Origin of the sequence: Desulfogranum mediterraneum DSM 13871, from assembly GCF_000429965.1 — a bacterium.
In the GTDB taxonomy this organism is placed as follows: Bacteria; Desulfobacterota; Desulfobulbia; order Desulfobulbales; family Desulfobulbaceae; genus Desulfogranum; species Desulfogranum mediterraneum.
The window spans coordinates 43,702-60,207 of record NZ_AUCW01000013.1 but is presented as its reverse complement, the minus strand read 5'-3'; the positions used below and the strand labels follow the sequence as shown (position 1 = coordinate 60,207).

Below are 16,506 nucleotides of genomic sequence, written 5' to 3'. Positions count from 1 at the left end.
GGGAACAGAGGAGAGGGACCATGGCATGGGATCAGGAACGATATCTGACGGAGTTGAGGGAGCTGCACCACCGGCGGGTCTACCTGATTCTCTTCCTGGGCCTGGCCATGATGGTCGGCTTCAGCCTGCTCGATTATATTATCGCTCCCAGTTACTTCTTTCTCTTCCTGGGCTACCGTGCGTTGGCCTGTTGCCTGGGGATGGTGCTGCTCCTGGCCAACTACTATGACCGCCGGCGACGCTGGTTTCGGGAGCTCGGCCTCTTGGCCTACATCCTTGCCGGGTTGGTGGCTCTGCTGATGATCAGGAAGATGGGGGGAAGCCTCTCCCCCTACTATGTGGGCCTGATCGTGGTCATGACCATCTATACGGCCCTGGCCCCTCTGACTCCGCTGCAGACCCTGGGCAGCGGGTTCCTCCTTATCAGCGCTTACCTCTTGACCGTGCTCAACGGCTTTGGGGGAGAGTCTGCTGAATTTTCAGAGGTTTTCAGTAATTTTTTCTTTCTCTTCTGTTTCAGCTGTATTGCCGCCACCCAGAGTCATACGGAGACCAGCGGTCGGAAAGAGGAGTTGCGCCTTCGCCTTGAAAAGGAGCAGGCCGCCCAGGCCCTGGAGCAGGAGGCTCTGCGTTTGGAAGAGGAAGTCAGGCGGCGAACCGCCCAGCAGCGTCGTTCTGAACAACGCTACCAGGTACTGTTCAACAGCCTGGTGGATGATGTGGTCCTGGTGAACCCGCAAGGGGTGCTGCTCCGGGCCAACGAGGCCTTTCTCCGTCACTTCGGCCGAGGGGTGATCGATGGTCATCGCACCCTGTTTGCGCTGTTGCCGCCGGAGTCCCAGGGAGACCTCCGGGAGGCACTCCAGGGAATGCTCAAGGGAGAGGAGGAGTGTGCACCCTGTCAGTTGCCCCTGCTCCACCAGGGGGGACAGCGGATGTTCATGGAGATTAAGGGGGCTGTGCTGCGGCGCCGGCAAGAGGTGGTCGGGGTGCAGCTGATTCTCAGGGATATCCAGGTCAGACTCCAGTTGGAAAAGGTGTTGCTCCGCAGCCTGGAAACCATCCGCCAGACCGAAGAGGCGGCCATCCTGGCCCTGGCCAAGCTTGCCGAGTACCGGGAGGGGCGCTCAGGGCGTCACCTGGAACGGATCCGGGAGTATTGTCGGATCCTTGCCAGTCAACTGGCCCGGGATTCCGTCTATGGCCGGCAGCTGAGCCCCGGCTTTGTCAAGGACCTCTATCAGGCATCGATCCTCCACGATATCGGCAAGGTGGCCGTTCCCGATACCCTGCTCAGGAAGAGCACCCCGCTGACAGAGCTGGAACGGGATACCATCCGTCAGCACACCGTGGCCGGTGGAGAGGTGATCAAGGAGATGGAGGCCGAAGGGCATGGCAGCAGCTTTCTGACCATTGCCAAGAAAATTGCCTGCTTTCATCATGAAGATTGGGATGGTCTCGGCTATCCCCATGGCCTCAGTGGTGAGGATATCCCCCTGGAGGCGCGTATTCTGGCGGTAGCCTATGCCTACGAGGTGAGGACAGCCGGCAAGAAGGATGACCGGGAAGCGTATCGAGCCACCTTGGAGTGGCTGCAGCAGGCGAGCGGCAGCCGCTTTGATCCGGTCATTATCAGGGCCCTGATGGCCTGCGAACAGGAGATGGCGCAGTACCAGGAGAGCGGTGATGAGACTGAGCAGGGGGTGGCGTTTCCAGGGAAGCCGCAGCGGTCAGGCTGAGCAGAGGAGGTGTCTCGCTACGGCCCGTATATTTTTTTGAAGATCAAGCTCTCGGTCAGCTGGCAGGATCCCAGGGGCTGCCTCTTCCAGCCTCATCCGGGTCGGTTTCTTCCCAGGACAAAGGGCAGAGGCTGGCCCCCGGTTCAGGCCTCCTCCAGCAGCTGCCCGGCCTCTTCCAGCAGTTGGGCCACCAACTCCCTGGGTACGGTGCTGGCCTGGCAGAGTCCCTGGCAGCGCATGATCAGGCCGGCTTCATCCTGGGTCAAGATCTTGTTGGGCAGAGCCTCGCTGTAGAGCCAGACAGCGGCCGCCGATGGTTCCGGAGGGAGGTTCAATCCGGCCAGGTCGGCCGCCTTGGCCAGCAGGGCTGATAACAACAGCTCCAGGGCAACGCTCTCCAACTGCTGGTTGAAGACCAGCCCTGCCGCCTCCAGCTTTTCCCTGGCCAGGGCGACAAGTCTGCTCGGTCCAGCTGCCTCTTCTTTCTGATCCTTTTCCTGATCCTTTAGGAAATAGGTCTCGGCCCCTGCAAGCGGTGAGGCCCCAGCCAACCTGGCCAGGCCTTTGAGGGCGAGATGATCGATCAGGGCCACCGGGATGGTTGCCGATAATTCCACGGCCAGGCCTTCGGCCGCCTCGTCCACCTGGTCGAGCACGGCAATAAGACCCCCCTGGGCCCCCAGGATGCGTTCAATCCTGGAGCCAAGCTGTTCCTGTAGTCGCTCGATACAGCAGCGGATCTCCTCCTCCAGGTGGGTATCCCGCGGGACCTGCGCACGCTGTTTCACCTTTTGAACGGCTGCAGACTCGGTCTCCCCGGGCGCCTCCCCGGCAGGGACGGCGGATTCGCTTTCATCGGGCACTGCCAGCTCCTCAATCAGGGTCTCCAGCAGTTTCTTGGAGATGCCGACCATGTCCTCGCTGGCATCTTCCCTGACCACATTATCAAACAGATTCTGCTTGCTGCCCACCAGGTTCAGGACTTGTTCTTCATAGGAGTCCTGGGCCACCATGGTAATGATCTGGACTGTTCTGGTCTGGCCCAGGCGATGAATCCTGCCGTTGCGCTGTTCCAGTACAGCCGGGTTCCAGGGGACGTCCAGATTGATCAGGGCGGAACCGCTCTGCAGGTTCAGCCCCACTCCGCCTCAACCTGCACCTCTGATTTGGCCCGTTTGATCCGGTCCTTGATGGCGGTGTCCACGGCGGAGAGCAGGCCGTCCATTTCCTGGCGTTTATCGGCATAGGCAAAAAGGACAGCCAGCTGATGGAGGCAGATTCCGCTGAGGCTTGGTTCGCAGTCGCAGGAAAAGAAAAGCTGTGCCTCCTCATTTACTGCAATCTGGATATCCAGGGGAAAGCTAGAGAACTCCTCATCTTCCACCCGTGCCCAAAGCCTGTTTTCATCCTGATCGATTTCCAGGACCCTGTGATCCTGGAAACAGCGCAGCCCCTGGCCGATGAGCTCTTGGTCAGCAAGGGCTTGGAGGTCTTCTCGGTCAAAGAAAAAAATATCTTCATTGGCTGGGGTATAGGAGGTGGGCATAAGGGATAGTCCTCAAGAGTTAGGCATGCACAGGGGTAAAATGAAAGATGTGTTAGCGACCATTGTGTAATGTTGTCGAGTCTGCAGAGACCGGCCTCTCGGAACCGGGAGCAAGGCCTCAAAATCGGTACGTTCTGCTCCTGCAGTCCGGAAAATTTCCCCTGGAGGCAACCCCAGAGCTAAGCAGCGCCCAGTCTTTCAAGGGCCTCTACCACCGCAGGGAAGGCGATCCGTTCCTGCTCCAGGCGGAGTGCTTCTGCGAGTTGATCATGGAGGAGCAGTTGATAGACCTCCTCTTCCCCATGGGTCAGGCGCTTGAGCTCACGTCTGCTGGGTCTTTTTTCCCGGCCCCAGAGCGGGCGGTGGGCCAGTAAGGTCTCCCGGTCCATGAGCAAGGAGCGTGCCTGGGGGAAGGCGGCGCGGAGCTGGTCCAGCATCACGAAACCGTGGCTGTCGATATCGCCCCAGTAGTTGATCTTTTTGTCGACCAGCCAGTCGATCCCGGCCAACCGCTCCAGACCGAATCCCAGCCCGAAGATGATCAGCGCCCTCTCCACCTCAGGGAAGGCCAGGCCGTTGATCTCGTTTTCGGTGATAAAGACCTGGTCCACGGCAAGCTCTAGGCGGCCGAAGTCAGTCACCGGGATCTGCAGGTCCGAGAGGCCGTGGAGGTAGAGCCTGGGGTCGAGCAGCCGAAAGCGAAGCTGTACCGGTTTGGGGAGAAAGCCGTAGCGTTGGCAGAACCCTGCAGCGCCTGTGGCGTTCCGGTCAATCAGCTCAGGGGGCAGGCTCAGATCCAGCAGTTCAGCTAAGAGCTTTCGATGCTGTTCCATGAACTTGGTGTCCACCTCCGGGATGGGGAGTTGGCGGAGGTAGATCCCCGGGTGGGGATGCGCCTTGAGGTAGTGGATAACGGCCAGGAGCCGCGGCCATTCCCGGTGGTGTCGGAGGGCGACCAGAGGGCGTCGCTCCAGCCAGGACCGGAGTTCCGGAAACTGGGCCAGGATTTGAGCAGAGAGCAGATCAAAGCGAGTCGCTGCCTTATCCTTGTTGATAAAGCGGAGCAGTGATTCTTCAGAGCTGAAGAGCAGCGCCTTGGGGATCCTGTTGCGGCCCAGTCGGCGAAGGTTCACCTCCTGCCATTCCAGGGTAAAACCACCCTCCTCTTCCCCCTGGGAGAGCGCTGCAACCCAGGCCCTGGCTGCATCGTACTCCAGGGCCCACTGGCCTGCCTGGGGCCCTTTTAATGGAATCCTCCGCGGATAGGAAGAATCCCCTCCTAACCTGGCGGCCAGGATCTTTCCCTGCTCCCATTCGCGTTCCAGTTTTCTGCGGATATCCCCTGTCCCGGTCCAAGCGTTCACCCGGCTCTGGCCTCCCGCTCTTCCCTATACTCCTCTATGGTCAGGTTGCGCAGCTGGGACTCCCTGCCCCCCTCGTTATGGACAAAGCCCACCGAGGCAACATAGGGCTCTATGATATGGATTTTCTGCAGGGGGGTGACGATCAGCAGTTGGAGGTTCAACTCCTTGAAGAGTTTAAGGGCGTAACGGGTCGACTCATCCGAGCCCCGGCCAAAGGCCTCGTCGATTACCACAAAACGAAAGCTCCTCGACGTGATCTCGTCACGCTCCAGGCCGAACTGATAGACCAGGCTGGCAGCCAGGACGGTGTAGGCCAGTTTTTCCTTCTGGCCGCCGGACTTGCCGCCGGTATCGGTATAGTGTTCGAACTCACTGCCATCCTCCTGGTAGCGTTCAGAGGCGGCAAAGGAGAACCAGTTGCGGACATCGGTCACCTTGGCCACCCACCTTCGGTCTATTTCGCTGAGGGTCTCCCGGCCGCGAAAACGTTCGATCAGCTGGCGGACCTGATGGAATTTATGTTCGGCATACTGCTCTTCCCCAGAGCCGCTTACGCTATCTTCGGTGCAGGCGTTAAGCTGCCTGCGGAAGTCGCGGATTTCCGTATCCCGGCTGACGGCATTTTCCAGCTCGATGTAGCGACCCGGATTATACTCGATGGCGGCCAGGGAGGTGTTGATCTGCTCGATGCGCTCCCTTATGGTCTGGTTCTGCTGGTCCAGGCGGGCCCTGAAGCGGACCACCTCACGGATGGTGTTCTGGTTGAGGAGTTCCTTGAAGCGGAGTTCATATTTGGGCAGGTTGTCGGCCCTGAGTGCGGCCAGCATCTGTTGATACTCAAAGGCAGCCTCGATATTGCGATCCACCTCCTGGGTCTCTGCAGGAAACTGGTTGCAGTAGCTGTGCATGGCAGCAGTGACCCGGTTGACCAAGCGTTGCAGTCGGCCGTCATTGCGGTCGATTTTAGCCTTGAACCAGGAGCGCATCTCCTGTTCACGGTTGGCACAGGATTCCACCGAGAGCTGGTGGGGGCCCAGGGCCTCTTCCCGCACCGAGTCGAGCGAGCCGAAGAGGGTGGGACGCTCCTCCTCCTTGACCTCTTCGACGGCCAGGCGACACTGCTCAAGCTCGCTGCCTGCCTGGCGCTGTTTTTCTTCCAGGGTACCGGCCCGACCAAGCAACTGCCGCTCCTTCTTCTCCAGGTTGAGCAGCTCCGCTTCCACCGTGTCCAGCTGTCTGTTCAGGGTTGCCAGCGTATCGGAGCTCGATTCCAGTGCCCGCCGTTCCTGCACCAGGTCATGGATCTTGCGGGCCTCGTGTTGCCAGTCCTGCTCATGGTATTCGCGGAACTCGTCCAGGAGGCGGAGGGTATTCAGCCGTTCCTGGACCTTGCTCAGCAGCTGCTGGAAGCTGCTGATCCTGGCTGCGATCTCCTGAATCAGCTCTTTACACTGACCGAGCTCATGGGCGATGGCCGCCATCTTCTGGCGGTTATTCCAACCCAGGATGAACCTGCTGCGGTCGTTGAGGCCGTGGCGGTCGTCCTTCTCGTGGCGCCGGCCGCCGGACTTTATCTGGCCTGCCCTGGTGATGGCCTGCTTCTCCCGGCGGAACTGTTCAAGGTCCTCACAGCAGTTATAATTGAAGCGGCGACTCAGCTCATACTCCAGCCAGAGAGAGAACTCGGAGTCTGGTTTGATTGCCAGCTTGTGGACCAGCGACTGGGGGCCGCAGCTCTCTGCCGGCCGGAGCTGTTCCAGGCGGACCCGGTAGTATACCAGGCGTCCCTGGAGATGGGTCCGGTCCACATAGGATGCCACCGCGGAATAGTGTTGCTCCGGGACCAGCAGGGAGAGTCCGAAGTTATGGAGGACCCGTTCCGCTGCCCCTTCCCAGGCGGATTCCTCCTCCCGGACCTGGAGCAGCTCCCCGACAAAGGGCATCTGCTCTTCTTCAAGCTCCAGGGCTGCACAGAGTCCCTGACGGATGCGGATCAGCTTGGCGCTGATATTGCTCTGCCGCTCCCTCAGCGAGGTGAGTTCCTGATCCAGCTCACGCTGCTGTTCCCGCCGCCGCTCCAGTTGTACCGCCTCTGTGGTGATGGACTCCTGGAGTTCGTTGGCGTTTGCCGCATGTTGAGCCGAGAGTCGGGGGAGCTCGCTGCTGTTGTTCAGGAAGGTCTCTTCGCTCTCGACCGGGGCCAGGTCCACCGCAAGGGCCAGTTCGTTGTATCGCTCTGCCCGAGTTTTTCTGGATTTTTTTTGGCTGGTTGCCGCTTCGATGGCAGCCTTGAGCTGCTCCAGGCGATCCCCGCCATTTTCGGCGATGGCCTGTTTGAGGGCATCGCGTTTGCCGGCCTGCGCACTCTTTTGGCGTTCAATGGCGGCGATCTTTTGCTGGAGGCGCTGGGCCTCCTCCCCAAGCTTGCGGAGTCGTTTGTGTAACAGCTCTGTCCTGAGTTCGGAAAAATAGGCATGCAGGCCGTCACGGCTGCGGCGAAGGGAGCCAGTGGTTTCGGCCAGCTCCTGGTGGCGGGCGGACTCTTCAACCAGGGGGGTCAGTTGGCGGATCTGCTCCTTGGCCTTGAGCACGGCCTGGTGGGCCCGGTTGAGATCATCGAAGTGAGCGATCAGGGCGCTGATATCGGCCTGGACATCAAAGGCCTCCAGCATGTGGGCTCGGACAAAATCGGTGAGATTGCCCACGGATTTCATGGAGACGGTCTGGTGAAAGAGCTCCAGGGCCTGCTCGCTCTTGATCCCGAACTGTCTTCTGAACTCGGCGCAGTAGAGGGTGAAGCTGTCAAAGAGTTCTATCCCCTTGGTCCCCCGCAGCCGTTTGCGCAGCTTACCGAGATCCGAGCCAAATCGGGAGAAATCTTCGGCAATGGAGAGGGGGCGTCTGGCAACCAGATAGTAGCGTTCCGGTTGACCCTGCTTATCCTTGGACCAGAAGACCTGGGCCAGGGTGATCTGCTGGTTATAGCCCTGGTTGAAAAAGACTCCCAGGATGACAGAGTAGTCGTTGTGGTCGCGGAGGGCAACCGGGGTGGCGGCACTGCCGAACTCGCTGCGTTCGGTCTTGTAAAAGCCGCGGACATAGGAGCGCAGGGAGCGTTCTTTCTTTTCCGCACCAGCCGCCTTGTTAAAGGCGATCCGCTGGGCAGGGACAAAGAGAGTGGTCACGGCATCGACGATGGTGGATTTGCCGGAGCCGATATCCCCGGTGAGCAGGCAGTTTGCCCCTCGGGGATGGAGGGTCCAGACCTTTTGGTCAAAGGTGCCCCAGTTGTAGAGCTCCAACCGTTCCAGGCGAAAACCTGCGGCAGCATCGCTGGCCACCAGATCAAACAGGGGGTTCTGGATCTGCATCACGCGTTTTCCCCTTCAGCCGGAGGGAGCTCCTGCTGCAAATGGCGCTGGTATTCCTTCAGCCGCTGATCCATCTCATTGAGCCAGTGGGCATTGATAAAGGCCTTGAGAATTCGTCGGACCTCGATCATGTTTTCTTTGCCCCGCAGCCTGCGGATAAAACCAAGTTCTGCGATCTTGTTGATATGGGCATCTATCCGATCGACGAATTTTGCCTCATTGACCCCCACCGGCAGAAAGGTGGCCACCATCTCCACCACCTCGTCCCTGGAGATGATCAGTCGGCTGTCCTCGCCCGAGGCGTCGAATTCGGCAAGTTTATGGCGTAACAGGGCCAAGAGCAGGCTCACCGGGTAGGAGAGCTGCCGGCGTCCCACCAGTCGGGGCAGCGGTTCCTCCTCACCCTCGGGTTCGCGATGGCGCAGGAAGGCATAGCCTTCCGCCTCATCAACCAGCAGAGCGAGTCCCAGCACGGCAACATATTCGCTCACCTGGGCCTGGAGGCTAAGCAGCTGTTGCCAGAGATGGGGATCCGCCTCCTGGTAGAGCACGCCCTTCATCAGGGTGATGACGACTCGGGAGATACCGGAGGGTTGTGGGGTGTCCTGGTTGTTCATCGACTGAAAATGATCCTGGGGATGGTGCCGCATTTCTTGCTGCCGTCCTCCTCCTGCCACAGGATGGTTTCCGGCTGTTCTTCGTCAAAGAGCGCGGTCCTGCTCTCTGCGGCAATGGAGAGGTAGGTCACCAGTTCGGCCAGACCCTGCTGCAGCGGATACGCCTGGATGATCTCCCGGAGCGAGACCTGATCATGGCTGCGGAGCAGGCCTTTGATCTGTCGTTCCAGCTGTAAGCGATCCACCACAAACTGGTCAAACAGGACCTCGGTACTGATGGAGGAGGAATCCGCCTCCACCACCTCGGCGGCAATGATCGGTTTGACCGGTGGGCTGTACATGGGACGCTCAAAGGGCAGGGTGATGGTCGCTGCAGCCTCATTCACCTCCATGAAGGTGCCCTTGGGCTGATTCTGGCGCAGATCCAGGGCGCTTCCCTGGATCTGCTGGAGGATATCGATGATTCGCCTGTTTTCCAGATAGGCCTTGTCGTCCAGGTAGCGGCGTAACTGGTGGGATAACTTGGCCACGGTGCGCTGGGTATGGCTGCCGGCCTCCAGCCAGTCATAGTGGATCCGTTTGAGGCGGGGGTCCAGTTCCAGCTCCTGGATGGCCTGGAGCTCCAGTACCTGTTCGAGCATGGCGCTCAGTTCTGCCTGGCGGCTGGAGGACATCAGGAAGTTCCAGAAGGCCTGAAAACTCATCCCCTGGTCCGAGTCGGCGATGGCATCCCGCTCACTCAGAATCTCTTCCAGGAGCTCGCCCTTGCGGCCGTCCCAGGTGGCAATCCGCTCCCGTACCGCCTTGTCCAGACGGCGAAAGTTATGTTCCACCTCCCGAAAGTCCCGCAGCAGCTCCCTGGCCGTACTCTCCACCTGCTGGATCCGGTCCCGCAGGGCCGTGTCGCTCAAGCGGCTGAGGCTGCCGTTTTTGATCCGCTCGATCTCCTGCTCGAGTTCCTGCTGTTTCTTTTTCAGTTCGGCGATCCGCTTTTCAGGATCAGCCTCAGCCCCCTCCACCATCTGGCGTAACAGTTCAAAGACCATCATCAGCCGCGATTCCGTACCCACAAAGGACCTGGCGACCAAGCTTTCCAGCCAGCCAATGGCTTTTTCGGTGGCTGAGGTGATGTCAAAGGCAGGCTCGTCCGAGCCCTGGGGATAGAATTTCCGCAGCCAGCCTTTCTCGTTCTGGGCCCACTCTTCCAGGTAGTCGGCGGCAGGGCGCGGATATCGCTCCTCCCCTTCTGTTTCCCGGAGGTAAAAGAGCTCATCCTCCAGTTTGGAGACGAGTTCGCTCTGGGAGAGGTTACGGACGTTTGTGCGGATGTAGACCCGGTTGAGAAAGTTGATGATCAGGGGGGCGTGATCGGCAACCAGCAGTCTCCAGGCAGGATGGTGCTTGCGCATGGAGGTGAGGGTATCAAAGTCCAGACTCATGACAGGGGCAAGATCAGCTAAGGGACGGGCAGCAGCGGAAAAAAAGTATCTTCGGCAGCCCCAGGGCACTCAGTTGAGAGCGGTAAGCGGAGATGCAGAGCCTAATTGTAGCCTGAAATGAACCAAATGCAAAGGGGATCCTGAAAGAAGTCTGTTTTTCCCTGTCGGCCAATGGCAGCCTGACCTATCCAGGGTATATGGGGAACGTGGCGCTGAAAGGAGGGGGCTAGAACCATCCCGCAAACACCCCGTGTTCCCGGAGGATGTTCAGGCCGATCAGCCAGAGGACCAGGCCGCCGGCCAGCTCTGCCCAGAGGGAGATCCAGCCCAGGCGGGCGACCCGTTTGCCCAGGTGCAGGCCGATGATGGTAAAGGCCCCGGCCACCAGGCCGATGATCAGGGCCGGGTAGAAGATCGAGACCCGGAGCATGGACATGGAGAGGCCCACGGCCAGGGCATCGATGCTGGTGGCCACGGAGAGGAACACCATGGTCATGCCCCGGGTGGCGTCCCTGGGGGGGGCGTCGGCAGCCCCCTCCTGCTCTTTCTCCAGGGCGAGGGCCTCCCGCAGCATGTTGGAACCGACCAGGGCCAGGAGGACAAAGGCCAGCCAGTGGGCATAGGCCGCGATATAGCCCTGGATAGAGGCGCCCAGGCCCCAGCCGATGACGGGCATCATGGCCTGAAACAGGCCAAAGTGCCAGGAGAGGCGAAAGGTCTGGCGGACACTGACCTGCTTGAGGCAGACGCCGGTGGCGATGGCCACGGCAAAGGCATCCATGGCCAGGGCCACGGCAATACCGAGAATGGTGAGCAAGGGCATAACTGCTCCAGCTGAGCTTCATGGAGAGGGCAGCTTTGAATCGTCCCACTGTTCAAGGCTGCCATAGCTGATGGTGAAGGCTCCCTTTGTACAGGGGGAGGGTTCAGTTTGGCAAGCAGAAATCCCATTTTCGGCCAACGATAGCAGGGGGCAGGCTGCAGGCGGCAACCTGGCTAAGGGCGGTGGCGGAGACCCTTGGGTGGGTCAGCCAAGAGGTCCAGGGGGTGGAGTCGTTGGCGGGCCTCAGCCATCCCTCACAGGGGAGGTGCGGGGCTGCACGGGTGCTCTGGCCAAGGCCTCGAGCTGGAGCGGATCTCCACCAGGGGTACCTCCCAGGAGGGGCCGTGGCAGCGTTTCTGGAAGGAGGGCTCCCGGATATCCTCCAGGTAGCGCCTGACCAGGGCCACTACCCGGATCTCGCTGATTTCCTCCAGCTGCTCCCACCAGGCCATCCGGGCGGCCCTGGAGAGCCGGGCCACCGCTATCCCGCTGCTGTCCAGCAGTTCGATCTGCTCCCTCTGGCGGCGGGCGGTGAGCAGGGTCCCGCTCTGCAGCCCGGCTATGGCCTTGCGTACGGGATGGCCCTGGGGGCGGAAACCGGCGAAGTCGATGAACAGCTCCTTCATCCCCAGCAGCTGATAGTGGTATTCCGGATGAGCGGACTTGGCCACAGGAGACAGGCGCCGTCTGCACAGGGTCTCCCTGCCAAGGTCTCTGTCCAGCTCCGTGATCTGGGGATTGTTCCCCTGGTCCAGGGCAAAGAGGCTCAGGCTCCGGCGGGCCCGGGACATCCCCACATAGCTGAGCCGACGCTCCTCCTCCAGCTCGGCTCCCTGAAGCCCCTGCCGCTGTCCGCCCAGGAGGAAGACATGGTCAAACTCCAGTCCCTTGACCGAATGGATGGTGGAGAGAAAGATGCCGTTGTTCAGGTTCTTGGAGCGGCCCTGGTCGGCCAGGGCCTCGTAGAGATAATCCTGGATCAGGGAGACCGGCTGGGGCGTGTCATGGCTCTCCTCCTGCCACTCCCTGATGAGTTGTCTGGCGTTGTCTTGCCAGACACTCTCTTCTCTCTTTTGCCCGGAGAGCAGCAGGAGCAGTTGGCTGGCTGCGAGGGACTGGAGGCGGTGCTGCTCTAAATACTCCAGGACCAGGGCATGTTCCCGAATCCGGGCCAGGCTGGGAAAGCCGCTGCCACTGCCCCAGTGGAGGTTGATGGGCAGTCCCTCTGCCTCCAGCAGGGAGCGGGGCAGGTCAAGCTGCTGCCACTCCCGGGCCAGAACGGCACAGCCGGCGAGGTCAAGGCCGCTCTCCAGCCCCTCCAGGCGGCGGAGCTCCGCCAGCAGCCCATAGCCCTGTTCCCGGGGATCGGCTGCCTGGAGGAGCTGGACCCTGCCCCGGACCAGGGGGTCGTTGCGCTCCAGGTTGCCTCCCCGAGGCAGGGTCTCCCTGGCCTGGTTCACCCGGATGGGGTGGTCGCTCTTCATCCGGTCACGGTTGTGGCTGATCAGGCTGTTGGCGGCGGCAATGATGTTGGCGGTGGAGCGGTAGTTCTCCACCAGATAATGGACCTCGGCCTGATAGTCCTCTTTAAACCTGCGGATAAAGTCCACATTGGCGCCCCGGAAGCGGTAGATGTTCTGGTCGTCATCCCCCACGGCCATGATGGTCAGCTTTTGTTCAGGCTCCTGCCTGCTCCCGTCTCTGCCGGCAAGCAGGGCCACCAGCTGGTACTGCTGTTCGTCGATGTCCTGGTACTCGTCCACCAGGATGTGGCTGAAGCGGCCCACCAGGGTATCCCAGGGAGAGGTGTCGCCGAAGTCCAGGGCCTGGCTCTCACCTTTGAGCAGCTGGATGGCCTCGCTGATCAGCCGGGAAAAATCGATCTCCTCCCCGTGCTGTCGGACCCCAGCCGCCAGGGAACGGCCGGTCAGGCGGAGGGCCAGGCCATGGAAGGTGAGGGTGGTGACCCGTCCCAGGTCATCGCCCACCAGCTCCCCCAGGCGCCGGCGCAGGCTCATCACGGCACTGCGGTTGAAGCAGAGCACCAGGATGGAGCGGGGCCTGATCCGTTCCACCCGGAGCAGGTAGGCCACCCGGTGGGTGACGACCCTGGTCTTGCCGGCACCGGGACCGGCCAGGACCAGGATGTTTTGCTCCGTTGGCGCGGCAACGATGGCGGCCTGGTGCGGGTTAGCCAGGTCCTCGACGATCCGTTGATAGGACTGCTCACTGGTGGCCCGTTCCAGCAGCGTTTTTCGGCCCGGAAAGAAGCGGCGGATAAAGTCTTCCTTGTCGTCGTCAAAGTAGGAACGCACCAGACGCATGGCTGTGCTGATCTTGACCAGGGCCTGGCGCGCATACTCGTTCATGACATGGACCTGGAAGGTACGCTCACTGTAGTGGGTCTTGAGCGGCGAAAAGTCGGCAGCAGAGTAGCGCCTGCCCTTGGGCTGCGGTTGGAGCTGGAGGGTCATGGCCTGCTTGAAGATGGCCAGGCCCTGCTGGAGCTCCAGGATGGTCAACTCATGCATGAAGAGCAGGGCCCGCTCGGCTGCAGCCAGCGGTTTTCTGAGCAGGGGGCGGAGGGCAAGGTCCTGGCCCAGGGCTGCAATAATTTCTTCCAGGCTGAACTCCACCAGCAGGGAGCCATTGGCCTTTTCCGTGGGGGCAATGGCTTGGAGGATCACCTTCAGGGCGATCTGGGCGGCCTGCTGGCGGATCTTCATGGTCGTCTTTAGCGCCTGCCAGTCCCGCTGCAGGGAGAGGGTAAAGCGATGTCCGCCCCTGGCGCGCAGCATCAGGCTGCCGCTTTGGCCGGCGATTCCCCGGCCGTCCCGGGTCAGACCATGGAGCAGGCGCTTGAGGAGCTCCGGGGTACAGTCCGGGTTGTCCCGGTCCAGTAAGCGCTGGTTGAGTTGACGCAGATCAAGCTCCAGGGCCAGCCCGGGCTCGGCCTCGGGTGCCTCTTCCACCATGAGCCGGAGAAAGTCGCGCTCCAGGGCGCAGATCCGCTGGAGCCGTTTGGCGCTGTGATCCCGGACCTTGTAGCGGACAAAGGCCGTCATGGTGGTTTCCTTGGAAAGGATGCGCTGCTCCGCCATGTCCTGGAGGGTCTTCATCACCCGTTGGGTCTCGGTCTGGTCAGGCGGCTCATCTTCGCCGCAGGCAAAGGCGGAGAGCCCGGCCAGTTCATCGGCACTGAAACCGTCTTGGCGCTGCCGGTCCATCAGGGCAGCGACTATGGCCAGCCAGCGCTGTTGCTGGCGTTGGGACAGGTCCAGCTCCGCGATCTTTAGCGCTGCCTCCCCAAGGTTTCTGACCAGCGGTTTTCCCTGGAAGACCCTGGTGTTGTTTTCATTGCGCTCTAAAAAACCGGCCCGCTCCAGCCAGGCCACCGCGGTCCGGACCCTGGTGTCTCCATCATAGAGCTCTTCCGGGTTGAGTTCCACCACCTCCTGGCGGAGCAGTTCGCCCGGAGTCATTACGACCCTGTCGCCGTCCTTGGCAGCCTTGGAGATGCCCCGCCAGATCTGGCTGATTTCTCTCTTGCTCAGCCGGGAGAGGGCCCCCAGTTGGAACTGCTTTTCAATATCCTGTTCCGCAAAAACCAGGATACACTCGGCCTGTCGGCGGTCACGCCCGGCCCGACCCGCCTCCTGGAGGTAGTTTTCCAGGGAACCCGGGATATCGGCATGGAGCACCAGGCGGACATCCTCCTTGTCAATGCCCATGCCAAAGGCGTTGGTGGCGCAGATCATGGGCAGTTCGCCCTGGATAAAATCCTCCTGGAGCTGTTTTTTTCGGCTGTTCTCCAGGCCGGCGTGGAAGGGTTCGACCCGATACCCGGCCCCCTGGAGTGATGCTGCCAGTTGTTCGCAGTGTTTCTTGGTGGCGCAGTAGATTACCACGCTGCCTTCGCCCTGGTAGCGTTCCCGGAGCAGCTCCAGGATGACCTGCTCTTTGCTGTAGCTGTCCGAGGCAAAGACCTCGTAGTTCAGGTTGGATCGTTCATGACCACCCTCAAAGAGCTGGACCTGGAGGCCGAGCTGACGCTGGATGGTGTCGACGATCTCGGTCTTGACGTCCTGCTTGGCCGTTGCCGTGTAGCACTGCACCGGGGGGATGGCGGTCTTGGCCTTTTGGGCGAACTCGCGGATAAAGCGGATGGCATAGAAGTAGTCGGGCCGGAAATCATGGCCCCATTTGGAGAGGCAGTGGGCCTCGTCAAAGACCCAGGCCCCGATCTCCCGCTGGCTGATGGTGGAGATAAAGGAGTGGTTGCGGAGCTGTTCCGGGGAGACGTAGAGGATGCCGATATCGCCCAGACAGATGGCCTCCTGGACCGCACTGCGCTCCACCATGGTCAGCATCCCGTAGAGGGCTGCGGCGATTGTGGTCCCGGTCTGCTCGGAGACGTTGTCCACCTGATCCTTCATCAGGGCCTGGAGCGGGGAGATGACAATGGTCAACAGGTTGCGCTGCTGGTAGCGCATGATCCCGGGTAGGAGGTAGCAGAGGGATTTACCGCCGCCGGTGGGCAGGGTGGCCAAGAGGGAGTGGTTATCGGCGCCGGCCGCAACCACCACCTCCTGGAGGCTGTTGCCCTCCTGGTCCGCGGGCTGGGGGCGGAACTGTTCAAAACCGAAAAAGTTGTGCAGGAAGTGGCGGGGATTATGGTGGCTGCGGCAGTAGTCGCAATCGGGTTGCCTGCAGTTGTGGGCCCGGAGACGCTGCAGGATGGGTCCGATCCGGGGGAAGTGGTGCCGTACCCAGGGGGGCAGGACCGAGTTGCCGCCGGCCACCGTCAACCAGGCTGTGACATAGGCCAGCTGCGGATAGTCCCGGAGCTGGTCAAGTTCCTCCACCAACCGGTCCACGGCCGTGGCACAGGCATGGCTGCGGCCAAAGCCGGCAAAGGATTGGAGCAGCTCTTCTCCCTGGAGCAGGGGAATGCCCATGGCTGCCAGGGCCTGGGCTGTGCCCAGAAGAGAGGGGTCATGGTGGAAGAAGCTGCGATAGAATAGCGGTGCCTCCATTCCCTTGGCCAGCTGGGCATTCAGGGCTGCCCACTGCTCGGCAAAGACCCTGCCGGCCAGCCTGGCATCCTGGACCGGGTCATTGATGCTGTCCCGGACGAGTTGATAGTTCTTGACCAGCCGATGATAGGGGTTGGCCGGAAAGGCCAGGGGGGAGAGGTAGAGGGTGTCTATGGCCGGTTTTTGGAGGAGGGAAAGCCCGGGGGCCGCCTCCCTGAGGCAGGGAATGTCATGGTTGAGGATGTTGTGACCCAGCAGGTAGTCCGCCTCCTGGCCAAGGCGGTCGAGTTCGGCCAGAATTTTTGGGGCAACAGCGCTGCCCACGGGGCTCTGCACGCTCTGTTCACCCAGGACCGCGCCAATGGAGTAGATGACCTTGTCTTCGTTGATCTCGAGATCAAGGAGCAGGCATCGTTGTTGAAAATTTTCTGACTCGGCGTCCATGGATCCCTGTTCTGCGCTGCCGACAGGCAAAAAAACGGAAAAAGCCTTTCCCGGCGGCTAAGGAGCTGGAAAGTCGCCTTTAAAAACTCCTCTGCCAGGATGTTACCAAGAGTAAAGAGCAAAGAGC

General features: G+C 61.0%; 9 protein-coding genes. 1 reads left to right on the top strand and 8 read right to left on the bottom strand.

What is annotated here, in order from left to right:
* Nucleotides 1–20 precede the first annotated feature (20 nt).
* On the top strand, nucleotides 21–1,739 hold the full coding sequence (locus G494_RS25195; protein WP_051305436.1) for an HD domain-containing phosphohydrolase: 1,719 nt from the start codon (nucleotides 21–23) through the stop codon (nucleotides 1,737–1,739).
* A 143-nt stretch (nucleotides 1,740–1,882) separates the two neighbouring features.
* On the opposite strand, the gene G494_RS0105855 is transcribed toward G494_RS25195, so the two are convergent.
* The 8 genes from G494_RS0105855 to G494_RS22150 all read right to left on the bottom strand — a co-directional run bounded on the left by G494_RS0105855 (nucleotide 1,883) and on the right by G494_RS22150 (nucleotide 16,379).
* The gene (locus G494_RS0105855) at nucleotides 1,883–2,881 is read right to left on the bottom strand and encodes a helicase-related protein (RefSeq protein WP_028583779.1); all 999 of its coding nucleotides are present in this window, start codon (nucleotides 2,879–2,881) and stop codon (nucleotides 1,883–1,885) included.
* Nucleotides 2,872–3,285, bottom strand: coding sequence for an SWIM zinc finger family protein (locus G494_RS0105850; protein ID WP_028583778.1), 414 nt, complete (start codon nucleotides 3,283–3,285; stop codon nucleotides 2,872–2,874). Before G494_RS0105850 ends, G494_RS0105855 begins: the two co-directional genes overlap by 10 nt.
* 179 nt (nucleotides 3,286–3,464) lie before the next feature.
* Nucleotides 3,465–4,649 carry a DUF3322 domain-containing protein gene (locus G494_RS22155; protein ID WP_035245617.1) on the bottom strand — a complete coding sequence of 395 codons (1,185 nt, stop codon included), beginning with the start codon at nucleotides 4,647–4,649 and terminating at the stop codon, nucleotides 3,465–3,467.
* Nucleotides 4,646–8,020, bottom strand: coding sequence for an ATP-binding protein (locus tag G494_RS0105830; RefSeq protein WP_028583775.1), 3,375 nt, complete (start codon nucleotides 8,018–8,020; stop codon nucleotides 4,646–4,648). The genes G494_RS22155 and G494_RS0105830 overlap by 4 nt, the downstream gene beginning before the upstream one ends.
* Nucleotides 8,020–8,670, bottom strand: a complete 651-nt coding sequence (locus tag G494_RS0105825; RefSeq protein WP_028583774.1) for a DUF4194 domain-containing protein — start codon at nucleotides 8,668–8,670, stop codon at nucleotides 8,020–8,022. Before G494_RS0105825 ends, G494_RS0105830 begins: the two co-directional genes overlap by 1 nt.
* Complete coding sequence (locus tag G494_RS0105820) at nucleotides 8,634–10,076, bottom strand: DUF3375 domain-containing protein (RefSeq protein ID WP_028583773.1); 1,443 nt, start codon at nucleotides 10,074–10,076, stop codon at nucleotides 8,634–8,636. The genes G494_RS0105825 and G494_RS0105820 overlap by 37 nt, the downstream gene beginning before the upstream one ends.
* 226 nt (nucleotides 10,077–10,302) lie before the next feature.
* On the bottom strand, nucleotides 10,303–10,899 hold the full coding sequence (locus tag G494_RS0105815) for a manganese efflux pump MntP (RefSeq protein ID WP_028583772.1): 597 nt from the start codon (nucleotides 10,897–10,899) through the stop codon (nucleotides 10,303–10,305).
* Nucleotides 10,900–11,153: 254 nt separating this feature from the next.
* Entirely contained in the window at nucleotides 11,154–16,379 is a 5,226-nt protein-coding gene (locus G494_RS22150; RefSeq protein WP_051305435.1) for a RecQ family ATP-dependent DNA helicase, read from the bottom strand.
* Between the last annotated feature and the right edge of the window lie 127 nt (nucleotides 16,380–16,506).